The following is a 14,416-nucleotide window of genomic DNA, read 5'->3' on the forward strand; positions in this document are numbered from 1 at the left end:
ATCATTACACTATCATCTATGCAAGGAGCTAAAATTCACTGATTTGTTAATATGCCCAAAAATAAAAAAATGTTTTTATTTCTTCCCCCGGATAAGCCATTCGACCAACTTTCCATTGAAGATCAAAAATACATCAGGTATGGCGAAGCACAAAATTTCAATAAAGGCTATAAATGCAGAATTAGAAAACAATGGTATATCGTTCCAACCGCCTGGTATCCTGATGCATTTATGCTGCGGCAGATAAATTCTTATCCCAAAATAGTTCTAAATAATACTGATGCAACAAATACCGATACATTGCATAAACTCCGTTTTAATAACGGAGTTGACGGCAGACGTGTTACTGCAGCTTTTATCAACTCATTCACATTCGCACAATGCGAGTTGACTGGAAGAAGCTATGGAGGAGGTGTCATGACATTTGAGCCAGGTGAAGTGCGAAAATTACTTTTACCAATGAACAATGCGGATAAACTTGATTTTATTAAGATTGATTCGCTTATTAGGAAAAACAGAATTGAGTCTGCTTTAGATTACACCGATCAGATTTTGCTAAAAGAGGGATTAAATTTATCGGATAATGATATCAACACCCTTCGAAATATATGGAAAAAATTGAGAGATCATCGGATTAACAGAAAAAAACGCTAGCATTATTTTATGCATTTGAAGTGACAGTCTCCGTTTACCAAGAATTCTCATCTATCATGTTATTCAAAATTAAGAGAAATTCAGCACTTCTAGTTCAGTAACAGCTGATCAAGTATTCTTCAGGCACTAACATAGCTCAAATGCAGGACAACTATCATTAATACTAAAGTTTTATGTTCTGTAAATAGCTTAGCTCTACTGCATCGGTATACATTTTCTCATGTTCCTTAAAATTATCGTATTTTTCTTTGATAATCGGTTTAATTCTTTTAAAGACTTCTGGATCAGTAAATTCGATATAGTCATGAAAATTATTCTTGTTACCAACATAGAGCCCAGTGGTCTTTAAGAACTTATAATACTTTGAATCTACATATAGCCTGTGGCTTTTTCTTTTATAAATCTTAAAAGTAACCATGCATCCGGTTGAGCCCTTATACATGACACAAATATGCTCTGTCGTTTTCTGAAGATAAATATTATCCGGATCCTCTGTGACTTCGGCCATTGCCCTTGCAGCAGCATTGACAAAAAGTTGTTCAGTATCCGTCAAATCAAAATGGACCTCGAAATGATCAACATCATCAAAAACATCTAGAATAATAGGCATCAACCTTTCTAGGTCATCTGTACTGGTGCAGTTCACCTTCCACTGTATTTTTTCTTTATCTGCCTGGCCGGCAAAAATAGGATCGTTGGCATACTTATCATAAAGTTCACTGCTGCCAATCTGCAGTGCCAGCCATTTTGACATAGGAGTCCATTTGACACGTACAATATCTGAATTTCTATATGCAAGCGTTGTATAGTCAGAAGAACGATGCCGGATTTCAAATTGATATTTTGGCTTCCTTACTTTGCAGATATTGTCACGAATCGCAATACAAATGTCTTCCTCACTTTCAACTGATTCTTTTTTATATTCAGTCGTATCGTCAGAATCTTGACCAACGCCAATTGTGATGTCACTTGAATTGTGATATGGCTGAATCTTTTCTTTGCTTTTGTCCTTACCGAAAATATTGCTAAATATTCCCATGATTAAATCCCCCACGTTTTGTTCAACCATAGCTTAACACTTGAAGGTCACATTTCATCAGCAGATTTGTTTTCTTTGCATCTGAAGCATTGCACCCATTCTGTGCTCGCCCATCTGCTTCCGCCCCACAGTTCTCCCAGGCTCACTGCTTTTGCCCTGAGGTTACCTGTTTTGTGCATTGGTTCCAGCCTGCAGTGCAAGATAACTATTGAGCAAAACAAAAAAAGCACCCATCCTCGTGATGAGGGTGAGTGCCTTTAAGGTGATGATATTTTAGAATCATGCACCCAGCTTACGGCTTAGCTGTAGGTGTCGGAGCTTTACCGACAGTGATAGAAACTTCTCCGTCAGATGTAATCTTAACTGTTGCTGTTCCTGTTGTAGTTGTCAGACCACTAACTGCGAAAGAACCAATCTTTGCTTCCTTATTAGTACCTGTCCAACCGTCTTTCTTCTGCGTCAGTGTTACTGTTTCAGATGCGGAGCCATCGGTAGTAGAAACCTTTGCGTTGCCTGTATCCTGTTCTGTCAGAACAGCTGCAGAGCACTCTGCATAAGCGCTTCTCAGGTTAGCCAGGTCAGTAGCCTCTCTAGCCTTCTCCAGCTGGCTTTTGAAGATCGGAATGGAAATAGCGACGAGAACTGCGATAATTGCTACAACAATGAGCAGCTCAGCGAGTGTGAAGCCCTTTTTCTTTCTTGAATTGTTCATGATAATCCTCTCCTTGTTTTGGTTGGAATCCTGCCTTTTCGGGTAGAGATTCTTCACTGTTATGCTAGCATCTTGGCTAGTTTCGTTCAATCACGTGTGCGAAATATTTTGAGTAATTTGTGATATTTTCAGATACTTTACTGTGATTGTATGGTTTTGATTTTCTTCGATTTTACCTGATGTTTTCAGACTACATGTAATTATACATGGTGAACATCGGCAGATAGAGGGCAATGACAATGAAGCCGGCAATGAAGGCCATGATGATCAACATGGTAGGTTCAATCTTGCCAATGGCTTTCTGTACAGCATAGTTGTATTCATTGGTGTAGTAGTCACCAATGGTTGTTAATGTCTTGCCTAATTCACCTGTATCTTCACCAACGGCTGTCATTTCATCCAGTACCTGCGGGAAGTATTTGCTTTCCTTCATCACTTCACCCAGTGTATGTCCGGTTTCAACTTTCTCCGCCATTGGGGCCACATCTCTTTGCAGGGCATAGTTGTCCATGACTTTTGCGGTAATACGCAATGAATCTGAGACCGTCATACCTGCCTGCGTCAATGCTGCCATGGTTGAGGCAAACTGGGTAGCACCCTGCAGGGTATTGATATTGCCTGTAATCGGGGAAGTCAGTTTGCGCTTTGCCCACCAGAGTCTTCCCTTTTCTGTTGATGTGCCGATCTTGAAACCTACAATGGCTGCCAGGATAATGGCCAGAATGATCGGCCACCACTTGGCAAAGAAGTCAGAGATATGAATCAGAATTACAGTCATGGTTGGCAGTTCACCGCCAAGATCATTGAATGTAGAGATAAATGTCGGCATGACAAAGATCATGACAATGGCAATGACGATCACAGCCACGACCATGACAAAGATCGGATAGGACATTGCCTGTTTGATCTTCTGGCTGACCTTGTAGCTTTTCTCATAGTAATCCTGCAGGGTCGCAAAGGCATGGTCAATGGTACCGGAGAGTTCACCTGCCCGTATTGTTTCAATAAACAATACCGGCACCTGCGGACAGTTCTTGGAAAAGGCATCGGCCATGGTTGAGCCCTGAGCCACATCCTTGGCCGAGCTTACCAGCATCTTCTTCAGCTTCTTATCCCTGGTCTGTTCCGCCACCATCATGATCGCCTTATCAATCGCAACACCAGAACTCAGAATAATCGAAAACTGTGAGCACATGACACTCAGTGCCTTGTGATCAATCTTCGTATTGATTTCCTTGTTCAGGATGCCGCTTAATCCACCCTGCTTCACCTCAGAAATTGAGAGAACAATCGGATATTCCTGCTTGATGCTGGCAACTGCAGAATACTCGTCCACTGCTTCCAGTACCCCGGACACCCTGGCGCCATCTCTTGACTGGGCTGTATATTTATACGAAATCATCGCAATCCTCCCATGTGTGCAGAGCCATAGGACAAACCACCGCCCGTACTCTTGCGCACATATTCCTGATTCACAGCACTCTCTACTGCTGTCTGGGCACTGATCAGACCCTTTCGATTCAGATCCAGAAGACAGTTATCCATTGAGATCGAACCAATATTCCTGGAAGAAAGCAGAGAAGACTGCATCTGCGGTGTATTGCCTTCACGGATCTGGTTGCGGATGGCCGCATTGACCATCATCAGCTCACAGGCAGCCACTCTGCCATGGCCTTCTTTCCTGACAAGCAGCTGCTGTGACAGGACAGCCTTCAATACTGCTGCCAGCTGCACCCGGATCTCCGGCTGCCTGTCCGCCGGGAATACCGATACCACACGGTCAATCGTATCCACGGCACCATTGGTATGTACGGTAGAAAACACAAGATGGCCGGTTTCTGCAGCAGTCAGTGCAATCTCCATCGCCGCGGCATCCCGCATCTCACCAATCAGGATAATATCCGGATCCTCACGCAGAATAGACTTCAGGCCATCTGCCCAGGAAGCTGTATCCCTGCCGATTTCACGCTGTGAGATCAAAGCCTGATCCGGTGAATATACATACTCAATCGGATCTTCCAATGTAATAATATGCTCTTTCCTGGTGTGATTGATCTGATCCAGAATCGCTGCCAGCGTTGTGGATTTGCCAGAGCCGGTTTCACCTGTCACCAGCACAAGCCCCTTCTGCATGGACGCAAAGGTATCCACTGCCGGCGGTAAACCAAGATCTTTCAGATTGGGAATATGATCTGCTAACAAACGAATGGCCAATGACATACTGCCGGCTGTTCGATACAGATTGATTCTGACTCTGTTTCCATCAATCAATCCGGCACTGTCACTTTCTCCGATCTTTGCACTTCTTGCAAAACCATCCGGATCCAACTGCTTTGCATAGCTGTCACAATCCTGATCCGTAACAATCTCATCACCAGCATTCTCCAGGCTGCCGTCAATGCGGAACTTGATGGGTACACCAGCCGCAATATGAATATCCGAAGCACCCTTTTCCCTGGCTGAGTTCACAAGCTCTTTTAGACTTCTCATTCGATCGTCACCACCTGATGCACAACCTCATCCAGCGTTGTCACACCATTTTCCACAAGATCACGCGCATTGGCAATCATCGGCACAAAGTCGCCTTCCGATGCAATAACCTTACGCAGTTCCGTACTGTTCTTACCCTCAGAAATAGCCTCACGGATCTTTGCATTCATCGGCAGAATCTCAAACACACCCGTTCTGCCCTTATAGCCGGAGCCAAAGCACATATGGCATCCCTTGCCCTTGTAGAACCTGTACTGGGAAGGATTCTTGATGCCAGCCAGATCACAAAGATACGGATCGGGCTGTACCTGGGTGCGGCAGTTTGGACAGATGCGTCTGACCAGACGCTGCGAAATGATACCTCTGACACTTGAGGCAATCAGATACGGCTCAATGCCAAGATCTCTCAAACGGTCAATGGCACTGATTGTATCCTCGGTATGAATGGTAGAAAGCACAAGATGGCCGGTCATAGCAGCACGCAGGGCAATCTCTGCTGTTTCACCATCACGGATCTCACCGACACAGATGACATCCGGGTCCTGTCTCAAACATGCACGCAGGGCACTGGCAAAAGTCAGGCCGACCTTCTCATTGATGGCAACCTGGGTAACCCCATCAATCTGATACTCCACCGGATCTTCCAGAGAAATCATGTTGATGTCAGGCTTATTCAGCTCCTGAATCATGGTATACATCGTACTGGTCTTACCAGAACCAGTCGGGCCGACAATCAGAATCATGCCGGAGGAGTTATGAAGAATACGGTCAAACTTGGCATTGTCACGGTCGGTGATACCGATGCCTTTTCTGGTCAGTGTCGTGGCATCACGCCACAGAATACGGATGACGACTTTCTCACCAAAGATCGTTGGCATTGTATTCAGACGCAGATCAATGCTCTGGCCATTGGCCCGCCTGAACTGGGCACGGCCATCCTGTGGAATTCTGCGCTCTGTAATGTTCATACCGGCCATAACCTTGAAACGGGAAATGACCGCAGACTGCAGCTGCGAAGGAATGGTCAGGATCTCCTGCAGTCTGCCATCTACACGAATACGTACCACCATGTTGTCCTGGTGTGGTTCCACATGGATATCACTGGCTTTTTCATCAAAGCCTCTTTCCAGAATACTGTTAACAAGCTTGACGGTAGGAGCAGCCGAGGCTTCATCCTGTACTTCCCGCTCATCCGCAGCGGCACCGATTGTAAGGCCCCTTTCCTCACTCATTTCCTTGATGGCCATGGCAGCGCCTTCGTTCTCATACAGAACACTCAGGGCACGGCTGATGGCATTAGAATAAGCAATCATCGGCACAACCTTGCGTCTGGTTGCTTCACGCACAACCTCCAGAGCACGGAAGTTCAGCGGATCTTCCATGGCAAGATACAGCTGGTTATTCTCGATCTTCACCGGTACTACACGATAGGCACGGGCAATGTTGCGGGGTACAACCTGGGCCATGGCCGGATCAATCTGGACTTTGTTGAGATTCACAAACTCAATGCCCAGCTGCATACGCAGTGTCTCAATGAGCTGTGATTCTGAAATAAAGCCATTTTCGATCAATACCGTGCCAAGACGCTTGCCGGTACCCTTCTGCAGTTCCAGTGCTTTATTGACCTGCTCATTTGTCAATACACCGGCATCTACCAGCATTTCACCTAGTCTTTTATTCTTCATGGAACCCTCCCGAACCTAGACAATTGTACAATATGAATATACACCAAAACAGGAAGGATACCCAGAAAGCCACAAAAAAAGATGCCTTTCGGCATCTTTGTTATCACTTACTTAATGATTTCAGTGATGTTTCCGGAACCAACGGTACGGCCGCCCTCACGAATGGAGAAACGTGTTCCCTTTTCGATAGCGATCGGAGCCAGCAGGTTGACAGTCATCTCGACGTTGTCGCCCGGCATGCACATTTCTGTGCCTTCCGGCAGCGTGATGACACCGGTAACGTCAGTTGTTCTGAAATAGAACTGCGGACGGTAGTTGGAAACGAACGGTGTATGACGGCCGCCCTCTTCCTTGGTCAGAACGTAAACCTGAGCCTTGAACTCTGTATGCGGAGTAACAGAACCCGGCTTAGCCAGAACCTGACCACGCTCAACCTGGTCACGGTTGACACCACGGAGCAGAGCACCGATGTTGTCACCAGCCTGAGCATAATCCAGAGTCTTTCTGAACATTTCAATACCAGTAACGACAGTCTTGATAGTCGGCTTCAGACCAACGATCTCAACTTCATCGTTCATGTTCAGCTTACCACGCTCAACACGGCCAGTTGCAACAGTACCACGGCCAGTGATTGTGAAGACATCCTCGATAGCCATCAGGAACGGCTTGTCGAACTCATGAACAGGAGCCGGAATATAGGTGTCAACAGCATCAAGGAGTTCCTTGATAGCCGGTGTCCACTTCGGATCACCCTGCAGAGCCTGATAAGCGGAACCACGGATAACCGGGCAGTTATCGCCATCGAAGCCATACTCATTCAGAAGTTCACGAACTTCCATCTCAACCAGGTCGATGAGCTCATCATCATCAACCATGTCGCACTTGTTCAGGAATACGACAATCTTCGGAACACCAACCTGACGGGCGAGCAGGATGTGCTCACGAGTCTGAGGCATCGGTCCATCAGTAGCAGCAACAACGAGGATAGCGCCATCCATCTGAGCTGCACCAGTGATCATGTTCTTGACATAGTCAGCATGACCTGGGCAGTCAACATGTGCATAGTGTCTCTTCTTTGTCTGATATTCAACGTGTGCAGTATTAATCGTAATACCACGAGCCTTCTCTTCCGGTGCACCGTCGATCTTGTCATAAGCCTCAAATACGGCCTTGCCATCTTCCGGATGCTCGGACAGATACTTAGTGATCGCAGCTGTCAGTGTTGTCTTACCATGGTCAACGTGGCCGATAGTACCGATGTTGACATGTTCCAGCGTACGGTCGAAATGTTCCTTAGCCATAATACTTTTATCCTCCTGGTTTTTTAGTCAGCCTGTATGTATTCTAATTTATACAGTTTTCAAAATCAATCATTACTTAGAAGCAGTGCTGTTTTTCTCGATAATTTCCTTGGCAATGTTCTTCGGCACTTCCTCATAGTGATCCATCTGCATCGTATAGATGCCGCGGCCCTGTGTGAACGAACGCAGATCCGTTACATAGCCGAACATGGATGCCAGCGGAATGAATGCCTTGACCTTGATGGCATTGCCGGTCTCTTCCTGCTCACGGATCTGACCACGTCTCTTTGTGACATCGCCCATGATCGTACCAAGGTACTCACTCGGTGCGGTGATATCAACAGACATGATCGGCTCCAGAATAGTCGGACCGCACTTCTTGGCAGCTTCCTTGAGGGCCAGAGATGCAGCGATCTTATATGCCTGCTCAGAAGAGTCGACATCGTGATAGGAACCATCGAACAGAACTGCCTTGATGTCGACAACCGGATAACCGGCTACCAGACCATTCGGCAGAGCTTCTTCAAGACCCTGCTCAGTAGGCTTGATGAATTCCTTCGGGACAGATCCACCAACAGTGGCATCCTCAAACTCGAAGCCCTTGCCAGGGTTCGGAGAGAAACGAATCCAGACATCACCATACTGACCATGACCACCGGACTGACGGATGAAACGTCCTTCAACCTCAGCTTCCTTGGTGATGGTTTCACGATAAGCAACCTGCGGTGCACCAGCCGTAGCCTCAACCTTGAACTCTCTTCTCATACGGTCCATGATGATATCCAGCTGCAGCTCACCAACACCAGCGATGATGGTCTGACCTGTCTCTTCATCTGTGTATGTCTTGAAAGTAGGATCCTCTTCAGCCAGCTTAGCCAGAGCATCATCCATCTTCTGAGAGTCAGCTTTTGTCTTCGGTTCAACGGACATCTGAATGACCGGATCTGGGAAGACCATGGACTCAAGAATAATCGGATGATTTTCATCACACAGCGTATCACCTGTACCTGTGTACTTCAGACCAACAGCACCAGCGATATCACCGGCATAAACCTCAGTAATATCCTTTCTGTGGTTGGCATGCATACGCACGATACGGCCCAGTCTCTCACGCTTGTCCTTGGATGCATTCAGCACATAAGAGCCAGCAGTTGCTGTACCAGAGTAAACTCTGAAGTAAGTCAGACGGCCGACGAACGGGTCAGTCGCAATCTTGAAGGCCAGAGCACTGAACGGCTCATCATCGGAAGGCTTTCTGTCTTCCTCTGTGCCATCTTCCTTGTGGCCGATAATAGCCGGGACATCCACCGGAGAAGGCAGATAGTCAACAACGGCATCCAGCAGCATCTGTACGCCCTTGTTCTTGTAGGCAGAACCGCACAGAACCGGGAAGAACTCAGAAGTCAGAACACCCTTACGGATAGCACCCTTGATCTCTTCAACGGTCGGCTCTTCACCTTCCAGAACCTTCATCATCAGATCATCATCATAGTCGGCAATTGCCTCCAGCATGGTCTGACGCATTTCCTTGGCCTTGTCAATGAACTGCGGTTCGATGTCCTCAACCTTGATATTTGTACCAAGGTCATTCTCGTACATCTCTTCCTTCATCGTAACAAGGTCGATAATGCCGCGGAATGTGCTCTCCTTGCCAACCGGCATCTGAATCGCAGCTGCCTTGGCACCCAGACGGTCACCGATGGACTTGACACTCATGTCAAAGTCAGCACCCGTCGCATCCATCTTATTGGAGAAAACGATACGCGGAACCTTGTACTCAGTTGCCTGTCTCCAGACAGTCTCAGTCTGCGGCTCAACACCAGCCTTGGAGTCAAGAACTGTTACCGCACCATCCAATACACGCAGAGAACGCTCAACCTCAGCAGTGAAGTCGACGTGGCCTGGTGTATCAATGATATTGATCTGGCAGTCCTTCCAGTGGCAGGTTGTCGCAGCCGAAGTAATCGTGATGCCTCTTTCCTGCTCCTGGGCCATCCAGTCCATCTGCGAAGCACCATCATGTGTCTCGCCGATCTTGTGAATCTTACCTGTGTAATAAAGGATACGCTCAGTAGTTGTTGTCTTACCAGCATCGATGTGGGCCATGATGCCAATGTTACGAATCTTGTTTAATGGAAACTCTCTGGGCATTTTTAGCTCCTTCCCTCAATTACCAGCGATAGTGAGCAAACGCCTTGTTTGCCTCAGCCATCTTGTGTGTCTCTTCCTTCTTCTTCACGGAAGCACCAGTACCATTGGCAGCATCCATGATCTCATTCGCCAGTCTCTGCTCCATTGTCTTCTCATTTCTCAGACGAGCATAGTTGACGATCCAGCGAAGGCCAAGAGTCAGCTTTCTTTCAGCGCTGACTTCAACCGGAACCTGGTAGTTGGCACCACCAACACGGCGGACCTTGAGTTCCAGCTGCGGCATAACATTGCCCAGAGCCTTCTCAAATACTTCCATCGGGTTCTCACCCGTCTTCTTCTCAATATCTGCAAATGCATCGTACAGAATTGTCTGAGCCGTACCACGCTTGCCATCCAGCATGATTCTGTTGATCAGCTTTGTGACCAGCTTGGAGTTATAGATCGGATCCGGCAGTACGTCGCGCTTTGCTACATAACCTTTTCTTGGCATATTCTATCTTCTCCTATCTATTACTTCTTCGGCTTCTTAGCACCATACAGAGAACGGCTCTGATTCCGATCAGAAACACCAGCGCAGTCCAGTGTGCCTCTGATAATGTGATAACGAACACCAGGCAGGTCCTTGACACGGCCGCCTCTGATCATAACCACGGAATGCTCCTGCAGATTGTGACCAACACCCGGAATATAAGCAGTCACTTCCATACCATTGGAAAGACGTACACGGGCATACTTACGAAGCGCAGAGTTAGGCTTCTTCGGTGTCATTGTACCAACACGGGTGCAGACACCTCTCTTCTGCGGGGAATTCAGCTTTGTCGGACGGCTGTGCAGAGTATTGAAACCTCTGTTCAGAGCCGGGGACTTTGACTTGTAAACTTTATCGGTACGCCCTTTGCGTATCAACTGGTTTATTGTAGGCATCTATAATCTCCTTCCATCTTGTTTCATGCACACACAACCAAGTGTGCCGCCTCTTAGCCTAAATATAAGCTTTACGCACACGTAAAGCTCGTTTTCACTAAGCGAAACTATTCTATTTGCTTTATTCCTCAGCGTCAAGCACTTTTTTCAAAAGCTTCCCAACGCTTCCCAACTCATCCCATTTCTTATTAATATAGTAATCACCATGAACGCAAATATTTACGTTCACTATTTCAGCGCATCTTTAAGTGCATCAATGCTGTCATATCCTTTTACACCTGGATCATCTGCGATCTTTCTGCCTTCGCTGATGGCAGCGGCTTATCCAGCGGTTCTTCGATCATTCTGTTTCCATCCTTTCCAAGGAGCTTTCACAGAAGTGTATATCAATCACCAATCAATATAAGGAATACTTATCTGCCTGCATTCACAAGCAGGCCATCATGACTGTGCTTCTCGCGGTACATGCAGTCATCCGCCCTGGCAATGGCCTGATCCAGCGGCATCTGCTGCTGTACACAGATCTCACCCACACTCAATCCCTTCAGGTGCGTCTTTTCCTTACTTAATACAGAAGCACACACTGCTTCAATGGCATCCTTGACCGGTGCCTGACAGATTGCCACAAACTCATCGCCGCCATAGCGCATCAGGAAAGCCTTCTGATCCACGGCCATACGGATGATCCGGCTGGCTGTACAGATAGCTTCATCACCAGCCCGGTGGCCATATCTGTCATTGATCTGCTTCATACGGTCAATATCAATAAACGCAACATATACTTTTCCACAGTCAGATAAAGTCTTTTCATAATGCACATTGCCATACTTCTCCAGACCGAATCTGTTAAAGAAGCCCGTTAACGAATCATGAATATACAGATCATCCAGCTGCTGGTTGCGTTTGGTCATAACCGTCTTGCGGCGCACATTCTCCAGCGCATTTTCAATCATGGACAGGTACATGGCCAGAAAGCCGTTTTCCATGATGTCCGGGATTTCTGGCAGTACGACAATGCCAATAGAAAGATGGTTCAGCCGCAGGGGCATGATCAGATAGAAGTTGCTTAACTGCAGCAGTTCCTTTGGCAGAATCTGATCGGAATCGATGCGGGCATAGATATGCTCCACAGGATCCGGAATCAGAGAATGATCTTCGGCCGGGCTCCAGGCACCAAGACACAGTGTATGGCTGTAATGGCGGCAGCCATCCGGATTTTCATAGTTTTCCAGATAGTTCTGATCCAGCAGTAAAGCAAAATGATCCAGACCGGCATGGCTGACATCTTTTTCCAGCTCTTTTTCAAGATCAATCAGATTTGACGCTGCGCCCATGCCAGGAAGATCATGCGACTGCACCCGCAGAAAGCGGTGTACCTCTGACAACAGGCAGCCATACGCATTGATCAAGGCAGCCGTATCTTCCTTTGGCCGCTCACATCCACAGGTATCCTTCACATGCAGATGAGCCGGCACATAGACACATGACGGTGTCTTCTCACCTTTCATCATACTGATGATCGTACTGGCTGCCATCGCCCCGATTCTTTCAAAATCACGGACCATGGTCGTCACTTCCGGCTTCTTCTCATAGCCCGCCGGCTGGCCATCAAACCCTGTCACAATCAGATCCTGCGGCACCTGAATGCCATGTTTCTCAAAATATTTCAAAGCACCGCGCGCTGCTGTATCATTGGCACACACAAGGGCATCGGGCATTTCATGTTCCAGGCAGTACTTTGCCGCGGCAGCACCATTTTCTTCATTCCAGCCATGGCTGACAACCCGGCAGTCATCACCCGCAATACCTGCTTTATGACAGGTATCGAGAAAGCCTCTTTCCCGCTGGATTGACTCCTGGGAATCCACACGGCCGCTGGCATAATAAATCTTTCTGGCATGATGCACAGAAATCACATGTTCTGTCATGTCAGCCATGGCCGTGTAATTGTCCGTACCGACATACACCGCATTGTCCAGAGGATAGTTGACCGAGATCACCGGAATGCCAAGGGCATGGGCGGCATTGACAATATGCTGTCTCTGCTCCACAGGCCAGGAAACATTGCCCTGGATCAGGATGCCGTCATAGTCAGAAAGACGGCACAGGTTGAAGATTTCCAGAGAGCCCTCTTCAATTTCTTCATCCAGATAGCGTGCCAGCGCATTGAACACGTAAAAAGTCACGTCTTTTTCAACGCCAAGACGTGTTCGAATTCCCTTCAGAAGACCGGTCATCATCATGTAATTCCAGTCAAATGTCAGAAACGCAACCTTATACTGCATAGCCCGAATATATTTACTGTATTCTCAGTATAGCACAGTCTTTCAGCTGTGATGGATCCCCATCGAATCATTGCGGTTTCCTTTTCAAGCTTGACTGCACCCGTTATAATGTAGTCTGGAGGTGTTTCCATGGCTAAAAATGTATGTGATTTCTGCCTGAAAGAATACGGCGGTCTTTTTGGCAGAACAATTCGGCTTGCGGATGGCCATCATGTCTGTAAGAACTGCCGTTCCATCATCCAGTCCTATGGACTGCCGGTACAGTTCGATCTGTTCCAGCAGCTGGTGACAGCCCATCCCAACCTGCGCGATATGATCATGGATGCCTATCTGGAAACACATGATCCCGGCACGGCCATTGCCAAGTTCTATCCCCTGCCACGTGTGATGATGCATGAGGGAGAGCACTGCATCAATGCCATTGAAGCCGAGATGACAGTAAGAAAAAGTGAGATTCCTACTGCCAATGCCGTAACTTCCATTGCCGATATCCAGCGCAAAGATATCATCAACCTGGCAGATGCACCGGAAGATGCGGCAAGGAATGATGTGCAGAAGGTAAAGGGCATGCTGTATGAAAGTGAAGTTGCCCTGTACTTCCTGTCTGAGAAGTTCATCAACTGCCACCGGCTGGGCTTTGTCAAGCGCAACACGGGAGAAACAGACCAGATCCAGGTAGTGACAAAGAAATATACCTATACCTATAAGGTAAAGCACGCGGATCTGTTCTTCATGCGGGAGCGTTTCTTCCGTAAGGTCAATGCCGCTGCCAACAACAAGCAGCAGCACCTGATCTATATCCGCAATGACAATGAACTGACCATCACCCCGGGTGTCTATGAAATCCCAAGATCTTTGAAACCTGGCATCTATAAGGTAAAGGCAGTCAAGGATGACGGCCTGCACATCCGTGATTCCATTGGCAGAGTCAAAGACTATTATGAAAATGAGGAATGTATTGACCTCACCGCCGGCGGCGTACTGGAATGCACAGGTGAATATGAGCTGGAATGGGTAGCCAGCAATAAAGAAGAAGCAGAGAAGAAGACAAGAAGATAAGGATACAGCCTGGATGCAGTACCATCTGCACTCAGGCTGTTTTATTTTCGTCCTTTGGAAAATAATCCTGCTGTATTATCATGAACGCATTGGATGGGGAGATTTATCATGAATGA

At 47.2% G+C, this 14,416-nt stretch carries 12 protein-coding genes; 2 read left to right on the plus strand and 10 right to left on the minus strand.

Going from position 1 to position 14,416, the window contains the following annotated elements:
• Nucleotides 1-51 precede the first annotated feature (51 nt).
• Nucleotides 52-654, plus strand: coding sequence for a hypothetical protein (locus SOI44_RS03570; protein ID WP_331347867.1), 603 nt, complete (start codon nt 52-54; stop codon nt 652-654).
• Nucleotides 655-817: 163 nt separating this feature from the next.
• On the opposite strand, the gene SOI44_RS03575 is transcribed toward SOI44_RS03570, so the two are convergent.
• The 10 genes from SOI44_RS03575 to SOI44_RS03620 form a co-directional block, all read right to left on the minus strand.
• On the minus strand, nt 818-1,723 hold the full coding sequence (locus SOI44_RS03575) for a hypothetical protein (protein ID WP_331347868.1): 906 nt from the start codon (nt 1,721-1,723) through the stop codon (nt 818-820).
• A gap of 262 nt (nt 1,724-1,985) precedes the next feature.
• On the minus strand, nt 1,986-2,405 hold the full coding sequence (locus SOI44_RS03580) for a type IV pilin protein (protein WP_331347869.1): 420 nt from the start codon (nt 2,403-2,405) through the stop codon (nt 1,986-1,988).
• A gap of 190 nt (nt 2,406-2,595) precedes the next feature.
• A complete protein-coding gene (locus SOI44_RS03585; RefSeq protein WP_331347870.1) occupies nt 2,596-3,807 on the minus strand; it encodes a type II secretion system F family protein in 1,212 nt (403 codons plus the stop codon).
• The gene (locus SOI44_RS03590) at nt 3,804-4,895 is read right to left on the minus strand and encodes a type IV pilus twitching motility protein PilT (RefSeq protein WP_331347871.1); all 1,092 of its coding nucleotides are present in this window, start codon (nt 4,893-4,895) and stop codon (nt 3,804-3,806) included. The genes SOI44_RS03585 and SOI44_RS03590 overlap by 4 nt, the downstream gene beginning before the upstream one ends.
• Complete coding sequence (locus SOI44_RS03595) at nt 4,892-6,580, minus strand: GspE/PulE family protein (protein ID WP_331347872.1); 1,689 nt, start codon at nt 6,578-6,580, stop codon at nt 4,892-4,894. The genes SOI44_RS03590 and SOI44_RS03595 overlap by 4 nt, the downstream gene beginning before the upstream one ends.
• Before the next feature lie 107 nt (nt 6,581-6,687).
• A complete protein-coding gene (tuf, locus tag SOI44_RS03600; RefSeq protein ID WP_331347873.1) occupies nt 6,688-7,881 on the minus strand; it encodes an elongation factor Tu in 1,194 nt (397 codons plus the stop codon).
• A gap of 72 nt (nt 7,882-7,953) precedes the next feature.
• Nucleotides 7,954-10,032 (minus strand): elongation factor G, encoded by a 2,079-nt coding sequence (gene fusA, locus SOI44_RS03605; RefSeq protein WP_331347874.1) that lies wholly within the window; start codon nt 10,030-10,032, stop codon nt 7,954-7,956.
• A 19-nt stretch (nt 10,033-10,051) separates the two neighbouring features.
• Nucleotides 10,052-10,522, minus strand: a complete 471-nt coding sequence (gene rpsG, locus SOI44_RS03610) for a 30S ribosomal protein S7 (RefSeq protein WP_108775632.1) — start codon at nt 10,520-10,522, stop codon at nt 10,052-10,054.
• Between the two features lie 20 nt (nt 10,523-10,542).
• Nucleotides 10,543-10,956, minus strand: a complete 414-nt coding sequence (rpsL, locus tag SOI44_RS03615) for a 30S ribosomal protein S12 (protein ID WP_331347875.1) — start codon at nt 10,954-10,956, stop codon at nt 10,543-10,545.
• A 413-nt stretch (nt 10,957-11,369) separates the two neighbouring features.
• Entirely contained in the window at nt 11,370-13,241 is a 1,872-nt protein-coding gene (locus SOI44_RS03620) for a GGDEF domain-containing protein (protein WP_331347876.1), read from the minus strand.
• 129 nt (nt 13,242-13,370) lie between these two features.
• On the opposite strand from SOI44_RS03620, the gene SOI44_RS03625 reads away from it, so the two are divergent.
• Nucleotides 13,371-14,300, plus strand: a complete 930-nt coding sequence (locus SOI44_RS03625; protein ID WP_331347877.1) for a hypothetical protein — start codon at nt 13,371-13,373, stop codon at nt 14,298-14,300.
• The last annotated feature ends 116 nt before the right edge of the window (nt 14,301-14,416 follow it).

Source organism: Lactimicrobium sp., from assembly GCF_036453465.1.
Lineage (GTDB): Bacteria > Bacillota_I > Bacilli_A > Erysipelotrichales > Erysipelotrichaceae > Bulleidia.